A 17,400-nucleotide genomic window follows, 5' to 3' on the forward strand; every position below is an offset into this window, starting at 1 on the left:
ACAGTCGGTAACCTTGGAGTACGACTGGGAGATTGGAGTGTTATATGGATTTAACGAACAAGGCCGCTCGCATTTTTATACCCGCCATTTTCATCATTGTCTTCTCAAGTGGCATTGCTTACTACCTGTCTTACGAAAAGCAAATTAAAAACCAAATCGTAAGTAAATGGTGTGTACAGCTTGAATTTGTCGTTAAGCAGATGGGAGAAGAACTTAGGGATCAAAAAGCCTTCTTGAATAACATCGCGGAAAGAGAGAGTTTTATAAAACGTGCCGACTTGAATCGAACAGTCTACGACGCGTTTGCATCGATCGATACACAGCTTAGTAGCACACGGTTTGATTACAACACCAACAATTCCTACTCATTTGCCATCATCGATTCGCACTCCAACCTGATTGCGAGCTCAGTGCAAACTTTAGAACATCAATCGAACCAGCTGTTTCTCGATACGGGTCGCACCTATCTCACTGATCCAAACAACTCAGAAAAGCTCTCGATTATCGATGGCAAGCTATACGCTGTTACCGCTCACACTTTGGAAGGCTACCAGGACCGCATTGCGGTGCTCATATTGCCAATTTCTGTATTCGACGGCTTCAAAGCGACATTGAAGGAACAGCTCCCCTTTGGGTTCTCTTTTGACTATCGCTTTCTAACAGGCCAAGAACGAAGCATATTTTCGCCGCACGAAGCGGAACCGTTAGTGGTTGCGCTCACTAACTATCACGCCTTCGATAACCATGCGATGAAAATGGAAGTGGACTTCTCTGACGGCGTCGCTTTCAAACACATGGATCCGTTCATCTCAGCGTCCCTGCATGTTTTCCCTGAAAACTACCAAAGCCAACTCAACCAAGCCAAGATTTCGATAGGTGGTGTTACCTTAGCGATTACCTTGTTCTTAATTAGTGGTGGTTACTTTTTGTTTTACCGACAAGTGCTGCAACCACTGCAGGCTTATACTCGAGAGCTAAACTCATTTAAACCAAGCGACCAAGCTCAGGCGAATAAAGACGAACAAATAGACCCAAGCTACCAATCGGTGTTTGAACGCGTCAAAACCTTAGTAGAAACCGATGCGCTTACTGGCCTTGATAATCGCACCTTCTTCATGCAAAACCTAAAGAAGTTGCTCTCTGAACAACACCACGGTACCAGCTACCTTGTCTATATCGACCTCGATAAATTCAAGGCGGTGAATGATAATTATGGGCACGATGCGGGTGATGAGCTCTTAGTGCGCTTTGCATCCTCGACTCAACAAATTCTGCAGCGCTCACGCGGACGTCTATTCGAGTCTTATCTATTTGCTCGACTCAGTGGCGATGAGTTCGCGATATACACCTACGGTATAACACGCCTTTCCGATATTTTGAGTGTCCTTGAAAGCATTGAAGCGCAGTTCGAATCCAACTTTTTCCTTGGGGATCAACGCTATCGCGTAGGTATCAGTCTAGGTGTGGTCGAAATCAATAAGCATAATGAGAATCTCACTACTGACTCTCTAATGATCCAAGCTGATAGAGCCATGTATGTGGCGAAAGAGTCTGAGGCGCGCCACTACTTTTATAATTCCGATCTCGAAGAGGTGGTTGCCAAAGAACTATTGATTGAGCAAACCCTTATAAAGGCACTCAACGAAGACGGGTTCAGCTTTTCATTCATGCCTATCATCAACGCCGCCTCAAAAACGCTACGAGGTTTTGAGCTGTTGTTGCGCTGCCCTGAGCTAGCGAAACAGAATATCGGCCCAGATGAGTTCATCCCTTGTGCTGAACGTACGGGCATTATCCGCGATATCGATATGTGGGTGATCAGCAATGGTTTAATGGCCGCCAAAAGACTCATCGACAGAGGAAACCGTTCACTCAAGTTTGCCATTAACATCTCCAGTTTAGAGTTAATGTCTCCGGGCTTTCCTGCCGACGTCAATCGTATGTTAATCAGTACAGGTGTGCCTGCAGAGAATATCGAATTTGAAGTGACTGAAACGGCGTTTGTCCCGGACGAAACCACCGAGTTGGACGTGCTATTTGATTTGAAGAAGCTTGGGGTGGACTTAGCCATCGATGATTTCGGTACTGGCTTTACCTCTTTCAATCAACTAATTCGTTATCCTTTCGATACCCTAAAGATCGACAAATCCTTTGTTGATCAGATCTTTAATAACAACCCATCCAAGCATGAGATGGTAAACGTGCTGTACCGCCTCGCGAAAAACTACTCGCTTAAGGTGGTTGCTGAGGGTGTCGAAACCAAAGAGCAAGAAACCTTCCTCACTCGACTTGGCTGTAATTACCTGCAAGGTTATTACTACGGAACGCCTGTCACAGAGGACGATGTGTTGGCGCTGATTGCCAAGTACCAAAACCGGCAAGAGACAAACAATCAGTAACCTAAACAAGGCGAAACGGGCTCAACACCAACGAAAAGACCACGCTCAAATGCGTGGTCTTTTATTCAAATCGAAACAGTTATTTCAGCTCGATGCTTCAGTAGGCTATTTCGCAGGCTCGTCCGTTTTGACAGTATTTGTGATACCTTCGAGTTGTAGAACCGGCGCAGCATCAATGTCTTCTGCATTCATCATTGAAGAGATACGCTGCATAGAGGAAAGAAGCAAACTCTGCTCCCATGGCTCTAAGTTCTGGAATTTATTAACAAAGTTATCTTGAAGTGGCGGTGGCGCGCTGTTTAGCAGATCTTGACCTTTTTCGGTTAGATTCGCATGAACTTTACGTCTATCCGATACACTACGCACACGCTGCACATAACCATTCTGCTCAAGACGGTCGATGATGGTAGTCGTCGTCGCCTGACTCACATTGGTGTGATTCGACAACTCTTTGATCGTCACATTGCCCATCTCTTGGATTGCTCTCATTAAAATCAATTGAGGGCCAGTCAAACCATACTCTTTACTCAACTTCTTCGAGTGTAAATCGATAGCGCGAATAATTTGGCGAATAGCGACCAGGATTTCGTCATGTTTGTCCAAGATGCAGACCTTTGTTCTTGTTAGAGTGTGAATGATTGTAGTGCATTTATTTGAACCGGCACTGCAAAGCGTTGAGAGCCTTTCAAATTACGCGATAAATTGAGAAATTACCTCATTATTTTTTCCGCATTGTACTGATGTTCGCGCTATTCTCAATCTTTTATGATGAGAGACTTCGAGATAGACCAAGCGTTTTTTAAATTATCTTTGAAGGTACACCCCCAAGGCGCATAAATATAAAAAGTTTCCCGATATTCGCCTTCAAATTCCCGATATTGATATTGTTGACCTGCGGCTTAGATGAGAATGCCTCCTATTAAGGAGTCAATCATGTATCTAACGGATAAGATGAGTGCTAAACAGGCCCTCACTTCAATCATCAAAAGCGAAAAAAAGCGAATCGTCTATACCACCATCAGCGCCATACTCAGCGTTGTTGCCGAGGTAATCACTTGGGTATCGCTCTACTTTGCACTCAATTCCGTGTTTAGCACGCAACAGCCGTCAATCCATTTTGCTTTAATGGGCGTTGCCATTTGCGCTCGCTATTTTCTGTACTCGGTATCCGTTTGGCAGGCGCATTTGGCCGCATATCACATCATTCAAAACTTGAGACAAAAGCTGATTGTCGCCCTATCTCAAATGCCCACAGATCAACTTGTTCAATATCACCGTGGCGATCTAGAAAAGCGATTGAATGAAGATTGCCAAAGCCTTGAACCACTGATTGCTCACCACACCACAGACATCATTACAGGCATCTTGCTGCCTATCGCTTTAATTGGCTGCATGTTTACCATCGACTGGCAGCTGGGGCTTATAGCGCTGATCCCGCTCCCTTTGGCAGTCATTGCTCAAACTATGATGATGCGTGGCTTCCCTGCTCGACAAAAGAAATACAACCAAGTTGTCGCCAATATGCACAAGGCACAACTGGAGTTTCTTCGCAGCATTGGTGTAATGAAGTTGTTTGGTGTCGATGCTGATTCCTATCGTCAGATGAGCACTAACATGACTAAGCATCATAAAATGGTGAGAACGTACACCAAACAGATGGTTGGTGCATGGGTGACGTTTATCACCTTAGCCCAAGCCTCTTTGGTGCTAGTCATTCCATTCGCGGTCTACAAAATGACCCAAGGCGTGCTAACACCTGTCGATCTCACCATGATTGTCATTTTATGTGCTGGCGTGCTTAAGCCTTGGCTAGATTTGACGCAGGTATTTGCCCAAACACAGCACTCATTCCAGTCTGTAGAACGCCTATTACCATTGTTTTCCAGCGCCCAAAACTCGCCATCTGAACTGCTCTCAGAGCCAGTCACCCAGTTGCGTTGTCATCAGCTCAGCGTCATGCGTGGCTCATATCAAGTTATGGATTCACTCAATGTGACCTTTCGTCGCGGCGACTGTGTCCTTCTCCAAGGCGCGTCTGGATCAGGAAAAAGTAGCCTGCTGGCAACCCTGTATGGCGAACTCACTGCGCATCAAGGAGATTGGTTCCTCGATGGTCAAGCTGTCTCTGCTATGTCTGAGAAGCAGCGAAGCGAATACATTGCTGTCGTCGACCAGCACCCTGTTTTTTTCAATGCTTCCATTCGCGAGAACTTAACGCTAGGCAATTCACAGGCGGAAGACTCAGAGATCATGCAAGTCCTTGAACAACTTGCTCTCGCCAAGCTTGTCCGCGAACTTCCAAACCAATTGGATTGCGCCATGAACGCCTCAGAGCAAGATTTCAGTGGCGGCGAAAAACAGAGGTTCGCGATTGCCCGCGCCCTACTTGCAGCCCCAAGCATCTTAGTATTAGACGAAGCCACCTCGCACCTCGATAAATCAACTGAAAAGCTCGTGTTAGAGGCGATTAGCCAATATTCATCGCAACAAATTCAGTTTGTTATCAGTCACGGCAATCAAGCTTTGTCGATGGCTAATCGCGCTTTCTCCCTAAACAACGGTCAGCTTATCGAACAAGAGGAGACAGTCTGTGCGTAATCTGTTTGTTTTACTAGAACATGCCCACTCGAATACCAAAACCTTTCTCGTCGGTATTGGCGGTAAAGTCTTATGTGAACTCTTACCCTTGGCGATATGGGCGATTTTGTTTAGCGCTCTACTCGGTGGCTCTGCGTGGGCCTTAGAAGCAATGCTCGCTGTCGTCATCGCGACCATCCTGTGTCAATGGATGCTTGGGCAATCGGCAAAGCAGAGCTTTTTAGGCGCCTATGACATTACCCATCAGTTGAGAAAGACCCTGCTGCAAGACGTTCGCTGCCAACCGCTTGGCAACATCGTCGGCAAAGGGCTAGGAGAGCGCATCAAGCTCATGACTCGCGACCTTAAGGCCTTCGAAGATACATTCAGCCACTTAATCGCTGATCTTGTCGCGTCTTTGATGATTCCCATAGCAATGTTGAGTCTCTTGTTCTTCAACTCCATTTATCTAGGTATGACCATGCTTTTCGTCATGAGTGGCGCCTACATAGTGCTGATGAAATTTGAGCGTGCTTTTTCACAGCACTCCCAGCAGCACTTAGATCAGAACGTGGCCTGTACCAACAAAATTCTTGAATACATCGCTTGTTTACCGACATTGAAGCGATTTGGACGTTGTGATGTTCTGGCCGATCCACTGCATAAAGAGATCACTGCGTTACGTGAAGCAGGGTTAGGTGTCGAATGGGCAGGTGGCGTTGGGGTCGTATTGGCAAACCTCGTATTAGAGCTTTCCATACCACTGATTGCAGCCATTGGAGTCTATTTGGTGAGCCTTGACCAACTTTCTCTTTCTCAATGGTTGGTGTCGGTCATCGCCTCAATAGCATGTATCCGTCCGTTCGTAAGAATGACCATGTTCTCAACCTTGCTCCGCTATATGAGCAAATCAACGGACCGACTTTACAACCTCAGCCAAGAAGATCAGCAACCGGTCAATGGCCTTGCGCCAAGAAATTACGATATCCAGTTCAAAAATACAGGACTCTCTATCAATGGTAAGTACCTCTTAAAAGACATCAACCTCTATGTACCACACGGTCAACATATTGCGTTAGTCGGAGCAAGTGGCGCAGGCAAAACCACACTACTCAACCTGCTAGCCGCTTTTCATATACCGACGCGAGGTTGCATCAAAATTGGCGGTCATACCGTGGAAGCGACAGGCACGGCGCACTGGTACAACAGCATTGCTTATGTCACCCAAGACATACAACTTTTCGCAGGAACACTCGAAGATAACTTATTGATAGCCAAGCAAGACGCGAGCAGAGACCAATTACAAAGCGCCATAAAAACCGCCGGACTTGATGAACTGATTTCGCGATTACCTCTCGGTTTACACACCGAAATCAGCGAAAACGGTGGTGACCTATCAGGGGGTGAACGTCAGCGTCTGTCTCTGGCAAGAGCCTTGCTGCATGACGCTCCTGTCGTTCTTCTTGATGAATTCACCTCAGCTCTGGACCAACGTAAACAGTGCCAAGTTCTTCAAAGCATTCAACATTGCTTTGCATCGAAAACCACCATCACGGTTGCACACCGTTTGGACACCGTGACTGAAGCTGATTGTATTTATTTACTCAATGATGGAGCGATTGAGGCCTTCGGGTCACATTCTGAACTCATCATGGAATCTCCCCAATACCAAGGTCTTTGGGAAGCTCAACAAAATAATTAGAAAAATAGCACCGTGAGTAGTGCTTAACTTTTTAAGATTCAAGGAACAAAATATGCACAACAATTCTCCAAAACTCAGCATCGTTGCCGGTGTTGTTCTCGCGATATTAGGGAGCACTCAATCCTTTGCTGACGAGACATCGCAAGCTATGGAAGTCGTCGTGGTTGAAGCGACGAAATTTGATACGCCACTTTCTCAGGTTAATAACTCGGTAATCATAAAAACTGGGGAAGAGCTCGAAAAAGCGGGCATCTATCAAGTTCAAGATTTGGAGAGAGTTTTTCCTGGGCTTCTGATTCAAACTCGCGGTAATAGAACCTATGCCAACACCACAGTTCGTGGCATCAGTTCACCTGATTATTACTCCCCTACAGTCAGTGTCTATGTCGACGGCGTACTGCAAGACAGTGCATTCGTTACTCAACCTCTGATCAATGTAGAAAGAGTCGAGCTTTTACGTGGACCTCAAGGCACGCTATATGGTGGTAATGCCCAAGGTGGTGTTATCAATATCGTGACTCGCAAAGAGAATGAAACCACTGAACTCAAAACCTCAGCAGTTTATTCCAACCTAAGCCAGCAGATCGATGCCGCAGCTGCGACACGTTTATCTGATAGCGTTTCGGCCGATATTGCAGCAAGTTATGTTTATGACGAAGGCAATATCAAGCACGTTTCGAGCGGAAAAGAGGATGTCAATGACGCGGACGAGAGTGCGTTGAGGGTTCGTTTCCACTACCTGCCTAACGACTCTAAGCTGACTGCTTCACTCTCCATTGCTGCCGACAAACTCGACAGTCACGAAGAGTGGTACCTCACCCAAGACGAATTCGATTCAAAAACCAAAGATGCGCCGATTCCTAATCTCAAACGCGATGTTTATACCTATGCCTTCAATCTCGGTTACGATTTTGGCCGCTCCCAATTAACCAGCATTACTGCCTATCAGACTCGTGAAATCGACCGTGAATACGTCTATGGCAACTATCAAGAAGATCAAGACAAATTAAGCCAAGAGCTGCGTCTTAACTTGCAACATAGTGATAAGTTGCACTCGGTAATCGGTGGGTATTTTGAAACTCGCAACCTTGATGTGACCGCCAATGGCGCCAATAATAAGCTCGACTACGATACCTACGCTTTGTTCGGCCAAACAAATTACCAATTCGCTTCTCAGTGGGATCTCACCCTTGGTGCACGAGCGTCTCACCTTAATGTTTCATCGGACTTTAGTGGCAACCCAGCTTGGTTTATCGATCCTTACAATAATGATCTGTCAGAATCGACCATTTCTCCAAAAGCAGCAATTGGCTGGCAGGCAAACCAACAAACTCGAATTTACGCCTCTGTTACCAGCGGTTATCGTCCAGCAGGCTACAATGTTGTGCCTCTCAGTAATGCTGACGCCAAAGGTTATGACGCTGAAAAGTCGCTTAACGGTGAGTTAGGCTGGCGTACTAGTTTTGCCGATCAAAAAGTGGCGTTTAGCGGTACGATTTACTGGATCAAAACCGAAGACATCCACTTATACACCGGCACTCCGGGCAATCAAACCTTAAACAACATGGGTGAAGCACTCAGCAAAGGGGTTGAGGCGGAGTTGGCCTTCTACCCAACGGATGATCTGACCATCACAGCTGCGGGAACCTATGGTCGTTCAACATTCGAATCGAACAACAGCTCTTTTGAAGGCAATACGCTCCCTTACGCACCAGATACCACAGCGACACTTGGCATCGATTACTACTTACCAATTTCCGCGATTGAAGGTGATATTTCGATTAATTCTCAAGCTCGCTATAACTCGAAAATTTACTTCAACGAAGCCAACTCACTATCTCAGAGTGCTTATACCTTGGTCGACCTATCGATCAATTATCAGTACAACCCTCATCTGTCGGTTTCACTCTTTAGCAATAATATTACGGACAAAGAGTACACCACTTATGCATTTACTTATGGCCAAACATACAGCAACTACGGAACGGGTCGTGAAGTCGGTGTTAAAGCGAAATACGAGTGGTAATCGCACCTATGGTGAATACTCAACTCATTAAACTCAAACCACTGCTCGCCATTTTGGCGAGCGTGTACACCATTCAAAGCCTAGTCAGTATGTTTACCTTACAAGGGTTGCCTGCGGTGATGAGAAGTGAAGGCGTTGAAACATCACAAATTGGCCTGTTTTACCTTGCGATGTTGCCATGGGTTGCCAAGTTTTTATGGTCACCTTTGATTGAATATCATCGCAAACAGGGTAACTCGTTTAAGAATCACACCATCATTATTTTTGGCTCTCAACTGGTACTGACAGCAGCTCTGATCATGCTGTGTAATGTCGGTATCATCGAGCATCAAGTCTCGCTCTTTTTCGGTGTGTTGTTTATGAGTTTGTTCTCTAGCTTCGCAGACATCGCTACCGACGGGCTGGCTATTGACCAACTCAAATCAAACAAGCGTTATCTAGGCAACGTCATGCAAGTAGGAGGAGCCTATCTGGGTGCCGCCATTGGTGGTGGACTCTTTATCTACTTAACAGGCGTAGTCGAGTGGCGATTTGCGCTCATTAGCCTGGCAATATTCACGCTGATTTTGAGCTTGCCCACACTCATGTTGTTAACGCAAAAACAGCACGCTAAAGCCGAGCATATTCGCCATATTCCATCACTAAAATCGGCTTTTTCGATGCCACAAGTAAGGCTCGGGTTATTGCTGGTCGCAGTGTCCCAATTGGGAACACGAGGCGTGTTAGCCATGATGATGCCGTTTTTAATCGATAAAGGCATTGAGCTTGAAAGCCTTGGCCTTTTGGTCGCAGGAGGAGGTGTCGTAACTGGTTTAATAGGCGTCGCTTTAGGTGGTTATCTGCTCAAAAAGATCAAGGCCATTAAAGTACTGACTATTATGCTCATCGCGGAAGTGGTGATATTCAGTGGCTACTTGAGTTTTGAGCTTGAAGTGGTCGACTTAAGCACCAGCATTGCAGCTCTCTATGTGCTCAACGGCATTATTACATCGGCTAAATTCGTATCCCTGTATACATTGATGATGAACCTCGCTTCCGGCCAACAAGCGGGCGTTAATTTTTCACTGTTTCAGTCGATGGATATGTTTATCGCAATCGTGATGGCGATAGTGTGTGGATCGATAATCAGCATGACAGGTTATCCAGTGCACTTTCTATCCATGATTGCACTCAGCTTAGTCGCTGTTTGCTTAGTCCCAGTCCTTATTCCAGATACCAAGGTTCCTTGCCCTTCGAAGTAATCAAACGTTAAAGAAGCTTTACTGTTAGTGAAGCTTCTCACTCACATGTCACGCTTTAGATGAATAATTGGTGTAAATGATATTTATTATCACTTATATTAATTGCACATTAAGCAAGCCCATGCGAGAACGACGAAGGCAAGAAGAATGAGTAACATCGTGAACAGTTTAAGCCGAACAGGTAACGTTGATGGCCGTTTTGATGTGGTCGCTTTGGACGACGGCGTCAATGCCTACATTGTCAATTGCACCGCTGAAAGCGATATTCGCTTTAACGATCCTGCTGATGCAGGCTTCTACATTAGCTTTACCGGGGTCAATCATGCCTACAGCCCAAAATACCCAAATTACCCAGCCGCTGCGTTCGCTTTTCGCTGTATTGCTTCTTTGCTACCAGAACCGGAACCTGTAAACCCAATTGAGTTGCAACAAGGCGGTAAAATCGAAAATATACGTATCCACTTCCCCTTGCATCACAGCTTGACCAAAAACCTTTTGCCTGAGAATCAGGGCTCTTCATTTAAGCGGTTCGAACTCTACGAGACTGGTTGGCAAATGTCGCTTTCTGGTGACCTACACAAGGTTTCTCATGCTATCTGGGACAATGATTTCCAGGGTGTCGCACGCGCGGTATGGTTAAGAGGGAAAGTTTTAGAGTTATTGGCGCTGTTGATGGTGCACAAAGAGCCCAAGTCACTAGCGGAACAAGCGTGCGATCTTATAACGACTCAACCGCATATAGATTGGAATATACCTTGTCTTTCTAAAGAGCTCGCAACCAATGAGTGTTACCTAAAACAGTCTTTCAAAAAACAGTTCAATATGGGCGTCGCAAGTTGGATTCAAACACACCGTATTGGGCTCGCAAAAGAGCGTTTGAGTCGCACTGATGAGTCCATCACTCAGATTGCCATGGACTTGGGCTATCAAAGTGGCAGCTATTTTTCGAAGGTGTTTAAGCAACATACGGGACTCGCTCCCAATGCCTATCGAAGACAAGCCCTATACAACGCTCAATAGACACATAAAAAGCCAGTCACCCATTGAGCGACTGGCTTGTCTCATCATTGTTGAACCCTATTTAAGCGGCGCTGTTTTGTTGGAATTCACCCGTCAGCGCACTGTAGAACTCACTGTTGTCGAGAACACCCACTAGCTGTTTGTTCTCCACCAGCAAGATTGGGTAATCACTCTGCTGTTTGAGTTTGATTGCATCACGCATACCAATTTCAGGACTGGCAACAACTAAGGTTGACGGCTCAAGATCAAGCTCATCCGAATCTGACGCCTGCCATGTATGAAGGTTAAGATCATTCTCTCCCTTAATGGTGAGCGCCCCTTCAACTTGTTCTACCCACACATCTTTGCTCGCACACACTTTCCAGCTATCGTCTTGCTGCTCTAGCGACTCAAGAGGCTGCATTAAAGATCGCCCTTTAAGCACGTTCAATGGATTCGTATGAGCAACAAAGTCCTTCACGTACTCAGTTCTCGGCTTGAGTACGATCTCTTCTGGTTTACCATGTTGAATCAGTTTGCCTGACTCCATGATCGCAATGTTGTTGCCGATTTTAAGGGCTTCATCGAGATCATGACTGACGAACAAAATAGTCTTGTTGAGCTTGTTCTGCAGGGTAATCAGCTCGTCTTGCAACTGAGCACGAATCAACGGATCGAGCGCAGAGAAAGGCTCATCCATCAGCAGAATATCAGTATCCATCGCGAATGCTCGCGCCAGACCAACACGCTGCTGCATCCCCCCTGATAGCTCATGCGGGAACTTGGTTTCCCACTCTGCAAGGCCAACCATTTCTAGCTGCTCACGCGCTTTCGCTCGACGGGCATCTTTCGCCATGCCTTGCATCTCTAGCCCGAACGCCACGTTATCTAAAACGGTAAGCCATGGCATAAGAGCAAACTTTTGAAACACCATAGACACACGATGAGTCCGAAGGTGGCGTAACGTCGCTTCATCACACTGGGCAAGATCGACCTGTTTATCCCCATCTTTCACTTCAAGTGAGCCACGGCTGATTGGATTCAAGCCATTCACCGCGCGCAGCAGTGACGACTTTCCAGAGCCGGACAATCCCATCAGCACACAAATCTCACCCTCTTGAATATTCAAGGACACGTTGTCGACCCCAACTACCTGGCCTGTCTCATCGATGATCTCTTGACGAGACTTACCTTGGTCGAGCTTCTCAAGTGCTAATTGGGTATTGTCACCGAACACAACATCGAGGTTTTTAATGGTAATCGCATCCATTTTTTGCTTGTCATGACTCATGCTTAAGCCTCCTTCTGGTTCGGTGTTTTACACAATCGGTCAAGGATGATCGCTACGAGAACAATCGCTAAACCCGCTTCAAAGCCTTGAGAGATGTTCACTGTGTTCAACGCACGAACGACCGGTTTTCCAAGGCCATCTGCACCAACAAGAGCGGCAATCACCACCATAGACAGCGACAACATGATGCACTGAGTAACACCCGCCATAATGCTTGGCAGAGCAGCTGGCAGTTCAACTTTCATCAATAACTTCATACGGCTCGCACCAAATGCCTTGCCCGCTTCAATTAGCTCTTCTGGCACCTTAGTTACTCCTAGGTAGGTCAAGCGAATTGGCGCGGCTATGGCAAAGATGATGGTTGAGATAAGCCCCGGCACAATCCCTAATCCAAACAGAACTAAGGTTGGGATCAAATAAACAAAGGTTGGCACGGTTTGCATCAAATCGAGGATCGGTCTTAATACGGTATAGAGCCATGGACGATGCGCCGCCATGATGCCCACTGGAACGCCAATTAATACGGAAATCGTTGTCGCAGCGAAGACGAGGACAAAGGTTTCCAGCATTTCTTGCCAGTAGCCAAGATTAAGAATGGTCAGCAGCGCCGCCACGACAAACACCACCAGTGAGAGCTTACGATGCAGGTACCACGCGAGAGCCGCGGTAATTAAAATCGGTAGAGCCGGTGGCATCCACTTAAACACATCAACCAGAAACAGAATAACCGTCTCTAGAAAAATAGAGATGGCATCAAACAGCCCTGCCGCATTGATGGTTAGCCAGTCGACGCCCGCTTCCATCCATTGACCCACTGGGATTTTGTTGTCGGTAATAAAATTCACAATATTGCCTTTTCTATGGTGAGCTGCGAACACAACTCACCATTTCCTTCTAATTACGCTTTAACTTGCTTTAGGTATGCTGACACAGCGTCTTGAGCTGAATCGCCCTTGAGTGTTTTCACGTTCTTAAGCCACGCTTCCACTTGCTGTGGGTTGCTGTTAAGCCACTGCTGAGCTGCTTTGTTTGGTTGAACGTTTTGGTTAAGAATCGCTTCCATCAGCTCGTTTTCCATCTCTAGAGTGAACTCTAGGTTTTGCAGGAGCTGACCGACGTTTGAACACTCAGACAGGTAATTTGCGCGTACGTTAGTGTAAACATTAGCGCCACCGTAATTTGGACCGAAGAAGTCGTCGCCGCCGTCTAAGTACTCCATCTCAACATTGCTGTTCATTGGATGCGGCGCCCAACCCAAGTAGACGATCCATTGGTTGCGACGAGCCGCACGAGACACTTGTGAAACCATGCCCGCTTCACTTGATTCAACCAGACTGAAGTCTTTCAGACCGAAAGCATCTGAGTCGATCATCGATTGAATCAGACGGTTTCCATCGTTGCCCGGCTCAATGCCGTAGATGCGGTCTTTGAATTTGTCTGCGTGCTTAGCGAGATCAGCAAAGCTCTTCACACCAGCATCGTAAACATACTTAGGAACCGCCAGCGTATACTTCGCACCTTCTAGATTAGCGCGCACAGTTTCCACGGTTCCCGCTTCACGGTACTTAGCAATATCGCCTTCCATAGTTGGCATCCAGTTACCAAGGAAAACATCAATGTCACCGTTAGCCATTGAGGAGTAAGTCACAGGCACAGAAAGCAGGTCTGTTTTGGTCTGATAACCCAATCCTTTTAGCAGCTCAGTGGTGACAGCCGTCGTTGCGGTAATATCGGTCCAGCCGACATCGGCAAAGCGCACGTTCTCACACTGTTGAGGTTCAACTGCTGCATAGGCGTTAAATGCCAGTAGGCTAACCGCGCTAGCGGCCACTGTCTTTTTGGTCACGGTACGGATAATTGTCATAGTGATTCCTTTTATTCTTCCTTTTCACCACGTCGATGTGGCTTCTGACTCATGCTTTTTTGCTCGGTCTTTATTCACGACCGATGCTCGATTTGTAATTAGGTATCGCTGGCTAAGGCTCTTAACGGTTCGTTTTCGCGTTGAGTCTCTTGCCAGTGAGGTGCAATCCAAACGGGCACATCTGCTGCAGTCAATGGCGATTTACCCAATATGAAATCCGCAGCCCGCTCTGCCACCATAATGGTTGGCGCATTCAAGTTACCGTTGGGAATGGTTGGGAATACCGACGAATCGACCACACGTAGGTTAGCGACACCGCGCACTCGACACTCTTCGTCCAGAACCGCCATTGGGTCGTCATCTGCGCCCATTTTGCAGCCGCAAGACGGGTGATACGCGCTCTCGACATTCTGTTTTACCCATTCATCGATCGCTTCATCAGAGGTGACATCTGCCCCCGGCTGGATCTCTTCTCCACGGAACTTATCCATCGCAGGTTGAGAGAGGATTTCACGCGTCAGACGAATACAGTCACGCCAGTCTTGACGGTCTTGCTCTGTCGAAATGTAGTTAAAAATGATTTCAGGCTTGGCATGTGGGTCTGCCGACGTGATCGCGACAGTGCCGCGACTCTCTGGTTTGTTAGGACCAACGTGGACTTGGAAGCCATGACCATCAAAAGCTGCTTGGCCATCGTAACGCATTGCTGCTGGCAGAAAGTGATATTGAATATTCGGCCACTTAAGACCTTTTCGAGAGCGGATAAAGGCGCAAGATTCGAAGTGATTGGTAGCCCCAAGCCCTTTGCGCGTTAAGATCCACTCAGCACCAATCATGCCTTTGCTGACTAAACCGAGTTTGCTGTTGAGCGTGATCGGTTCTTTGCAGTGATACTGGAAATAAACTTCAAGGTGGTCTTGCAGATTTTCACCGACACCGCTGAGCTCATGCTTAAGCTCTACGCCCGCTTTTTCAAGCACGGCTTTGGGACCAACTCCAGATAGCTGAAGTAACTGAACAGAGCCGATAGAACCCGCCGAAGAGATCACCTCTTTTGCAGCCGAAGCGGTTTGAATCTTGCCGGACTTTTCGAACTCAACGCCCGTCGCTTTCAATTGGCCAGACTCTTGCTCTAGCAATACCTTACGAACCACCACGCCTTTGATAAGGGTGAGATTGGAACGCTTTAGTGCTCGACGTAGATACGCGTTCGATGTTGAGGCACGGACACCTTTATCCACCGTCATGTGCATCGCGCCAAAGCCTTCTTGCTGGTAGCCGTTGTAGTCTTTGGTTTCTGGGTAACCCGCATCTTTGCCTGCATCGATAAAGGCTTGATAGAGCGGGTTCAATGCCATGTCGTTACCATTACAGGTTCCAACCGGGCCATCGCCACCACGATAAACATCACTACCTTGATTCCAAGATTCAGCACGACGGAAGTAAGGCAGACACGCTTGGTAGTTCCAACCCGCTGCGCCCTGCTCTTCCCACTCGTCAAAATCGCAAGCGTGGCCACGCACGTAAACCATGCCGTTAATCGATGAACTGCCACCCAACACCTTGCCGCGTGGGCAGTGTAACTGGCGGCCATCAAGCCCAGACTCTTGCTGAGTTTCAAATTGCCAAGCGTACTTTTCGGTGTTCATCGGGTAAGAAAGAGCCGTCGGCATCTGGATAAAAATACTCTTATCCGTACCACCAGCCTCCAGCAATAACACGCTATGTTGACCGCTTTCTGTGAGCCGATCGGCCAACACGCAGCCGGCCGAACCCGCGCCGACGATAATATAATCGTAGCGTTGTTCCATGTTCTGTTCTCCGTGAGAGGTTAAGCGTTATGCATAAGGGCTGGCGTAGTCGCCTAGCTCAATAAGAATGCTCTTGGTTTGAGTGTAATGAAGCAGGGTTTCGGGTCCATTTTCGCGACCAATACCAGATAGCTTGTAGCCACCGACTGGCATCTCTGCTGGTGAGTCACCCCAAGTGTTTACCCAGCAAATTCCAGCCTGCATTTGATGAATCACGCGGTGCGCGCGTGATAGGTTTTGAGTGAATACCCCCGCCGCCAAGCCATAATGAGTGTCGTTCGCGCGGCGAATCACATCGTCTTCATCGGTGAATTTGAGCACTGACATCACAGGGCCAAAGATCTCCTGCTGAACATGAGGCATGTCATCGTCACAATCGACGAATACGGTTGGGATAACAAAATTGCCATTACCTAGCCCATTGTCAGTCACTTGATAGCCGCCAGTCAGCAGAGTTGCGCCAGACTGCTTAGCCGTCTCAATCGCTTCAAGGACTTTAGACAGATGCTGTTTGGAGATGAGCGCACCGATTTGCGTTTCGATGTCCATCGGGTCACCAATCACAAGCTTTTCTGTACGCGCCTTGAGCTGGTCAACAAACTCTTGGTAGATGTTTTCATGCACATAAACTCGTGTGCCATTGGTACACACCTCACCTTGGGTGTAGAAGTTAGCCACCATCGCGGCAGATACCGCATCATCGAGCTTGGCATCATCAAAGATAATCATTGGCGACTTACCACCAAGCTCCATGGTGACGGACTTAAGCGTCTTTGCACTATCAGCCATTACCGCTTTGCCCGTACCCGTTTCACCCGTGAAAGAGACTTTGGCAATATCAGGATGAGCCGTCAGCATTTGGCCAACTCGGTAATCGCCTTGAACAACGTTAAACACACCGTCAGGCAAACCCGCTTCGGTAAAGATTTCAGCCAATTTTAGTGCAGTAAGTGGTGTCTCTTCTGAAGGCTTAAACACCATTGCATTACCCGCGGCCAGAGCAGGTGCCGATTTCCACATGGCGATTTGAATTGGGTAGTTCCAAGCACCTATACCAGCACACACACCCAGAGGTTCGCGACGGGTATAGAAAAACTGGCTTTCGCTCAGGGGTTGTTGCTCACCTTGCAGAGTTGGAGCAAGGCCTGCGTAATACTCAATTACGTCAGCGCCAGAGGCCACATCCACTTCAAGCGCTTCCTGCAATGGCTTACCTGTATCAGCAACCTCAAGCTTTGCAAGGTCATCGTTTCGTGTTCTAAGTATTTCTACCGCCTTCATCAAAATGCGACTGCGCTCCACTGCACTCATGGCAGACCATACAGCAAAGCCGCGCTTCGCCGATTCAACCGCCTGATCGAGGTCTGATTGGGACGCTTGGCCTATGATCGCAATAGGTTCACCATTGGCAGGGTTAGTGCTAACAAAGGTTTCCCCAGACGTAGCAGCCACCGTTTTTCCATCTATGTATAAAGTGTTCATTTCCATGT

General features: G+C 47.3%; 12 protein-coding genes. 6 read left to right on the forward strand and 6 right to left on the reverse strand.

All coding sequences use genetic code 11. From position 1 onward, the window contains the following. Positions 1 to 44 precede the first annotated feature (44 nt). Positions 45 to 2,399, forward strand: a complete 2,355-nt coding sequence (locus AC6R05_RS22430) for a putative bifunctional diguanylate cyclase/phosphodiesterase (protein WP_500648691.1) — start codon at positions 45 to 47, stop codon at positions 2,397 to 2,399. Positions 2,400 to 2,504: 105 nt separating this feature from the next. Here the strand turns inward: AC6R05_RS22430 and AC6R05_RS22435 are convergent, their stop codons facing one another. Further along, positions 2,505 to 3,002: a MarR family winged helix-turn-helix transcriptional regulator gene (locus tag AC6R05_RS22435; protein ID WP_152469991.1), complete on the reverse strand. Its 498-nt coding sequence runs from the start codon at positions 3,000 to 3,002 to the stop codon at positions 2,505 to 2,507. A gap of 330 nt (positions 3,003 to 3,332) precedes the next feature. Between AC6R05_RS22435 and AC6R05_RS22440 the strand changes: the two genes are divergently transcribed. The 5 genes from AC6R05_RS22440 (at position 3,333) to AC6R05_RS22460 (ending at position 10,965) form a co-directional block, all read left to right on the forward strand. Next, the gene (locus AC6R05_RS22440; RefSeq protein ID WP_500648692.1) at positions 3,333 to 4,997 is read left to right on the forward strand and encodes an ABC transporter ATP-binding protein; all 1,665 of its coding nucleotides are present in this window, start codon (positions 3,333 to 3,335) and stop codon (positions 4,995 to 4,997) included. Beyond that, positions 4,990 to 6,678, forward strand: coding sequence for an ABC transporter ATP-binding protein (locus AC6R05_RS22445; RefSeq protein WP_500648693.1), 1,689 nt, complete (start codon positions 4,990 to 4,992; stop codon positions 6,676 to 6,678). The genes AC6R05_RS22440 and AC6R05_RS22445 overlap by 8 nt, the downstream gene beginning before the upstream one ends. Positions 6,679 to 6,730: 52 nt before the next feature. After that, complete coding sequence (locus AC6R05_RS22450; protein ID WP_500648694.1) at positions 6,731 to 8,704, forward strand: TonB-dependent receptor; 1,974 nt, start codon at positions 6,731 to 6,733, stop codon at positions 8,702 to 8,704. Beyond that, positions 8,698 to 9,945, forward strand: coding sequence for an MFS transporter (locus tag AC6R05_RS22455; RefSeq protein WP_500648695.1), 1,248 nt, complete (start codon positions 8,698 to 8,700; stop codon positions 9,943 to 9,945). Before AC6R05_RS22450 ends, AC6R05_RS22455 begins: the two co-directional genes overlap by 7 nt. A gap of 147 nt (positions 9,946 to 10,092) precedes the next feature. Next, positions 10,093 to 10,965: a helix-turn-helix transcriptional regulator gene (locus tag AC6R05_RS22460; protein ID WP_500648696.1), complete on the forward strand. Its 873-nt coding sequence runs from the start codon at positions 10,093 to 10,095 to the stop codon at positions 10,963 to 10,965. A 61-nt stretch (positions 10,966 to 11,026) separates the two neighbouring features. Here the strand turns inward: AC6R05_RS22460 and choV are convergent, their stop codons facing one another. From choV to betB, 5 genes are all read right to left on the reverse strand, one after another. Then, complete coding sequence (gene choV / locus AC6R05_RS22465) at positions 11,027 to 12,235, reverse strand: choline ABC transporter ATP-binding protein (RefSeq protein ID WP_500648697.1); 1,209 nt, start codon at positions 12,233 to 12,235, stop codon at positions 11,027 to 11,029. 2 nt (positions 12,236 to 12,237) lie between these two features. Next, positions 12,238 to 13,080, reverse strand: a complete 843-nt coding sequence (gene choW, locus AC6R05_RS22470; RefSeq protein WP_500648698.1) for a choline ABC transporter permease subunit — start codon at positions 13,078 to 13,080, stop codon at positions 12,238 to 12,240. A 53-nt stretch (positions 13,081 to 13,133) separates the two neighbouring features. Next, a complete protein-coding gene (locus AC6R05_RS22475; protein WP_500648699.1) occupies positions 13,134 to 14,099 on the reverse strand; it encodes a choline ABC transporter substrate-binding protein in 966 nt (321 codons plus the stop codon). A gap of 98 nt (positions 14,100 to 14,197) precedes the next feature. Next, entirely contained in the window at positions 14,198 to 15,910 is a 1,713-nt protein-coding gene (gene betA / locus AC6R05_RS22480; RefSeq protein ID WP_500648700.1) for a choline dehydrogenase, read from the reverse strand. A 27-nt stretch (positions 15,911 to 15,937) separates the two neighbouring features. Next, complete coding sequence (gene betB, locus AC6R05_RS22485) at positions 15,938 to 17,398, reverse strand: betaine-aldehyde dehydrogenase (protein WP_500648701.1); 1,461 nt, start codon at positions 17,396 to 17,398, stop codon at positions 15,938 to 15,940. Positions 17,399 to 17,400: the final 2 nt, after the last annotated feature.

The organism is Vibrio sp. R11-SG3-ISO9, assembly GCF_059834255.1.

Coding starts and splice junctions, on each gene's coding strand:
- betB (WP_500648701.1), bottom strand. CDS start 17,398: ATGGAAATGAACACTTTATACATAGATGGAAAAACGGTGGCTGCTACG.
- AC6R05_RS22460 (WP_500648696.1), top strand. CDS start 10,093: ATGAGTAACATCGTGAACAGTTTAAGCCGAACAGGTAACGTTGATGGC.
- AC6R05_RS22440 (WP_500648692.1), top strand. CDS start 3,333: ATGTATCTAACGGATAAGATGAGTGCTAAACAGGCCCTCACTTCAATC.
- AC6R05_RS22450 (WP_500648694.1), top strand. CDS start 6,731: ATGCACAACAATTCTCCAAAACTCAGCATCGTTGCCGGTGTTGTTCTC.
- AC6R05_RS22475 (WP_500648699.1), bottom strand. CDS start 14,099: ATGACAATTATCCGTACCGTGACCAAAAAGACAGTGGCCGCTAGCGCG.
- choV (WP_500648697.1), bottom strand. CDS start 12,235: ATGAGTCATGACAAGCAAAAAATGGATGCGATTACCATTAAAAACCTC.
- AC6R05_RS22430 (WP_500648691.1), top strand. CDS start 45: ATGGATTTAACGAACAAGGCCGCTCGCATTTTTATACCCGCCATTTTC.
- betA (WP_500648700.1), bottom strand. CDS start 15,910: ATGGAACAACGCTACGATTATATTATCGTCGGCGCGGGTTCGGCCGGC.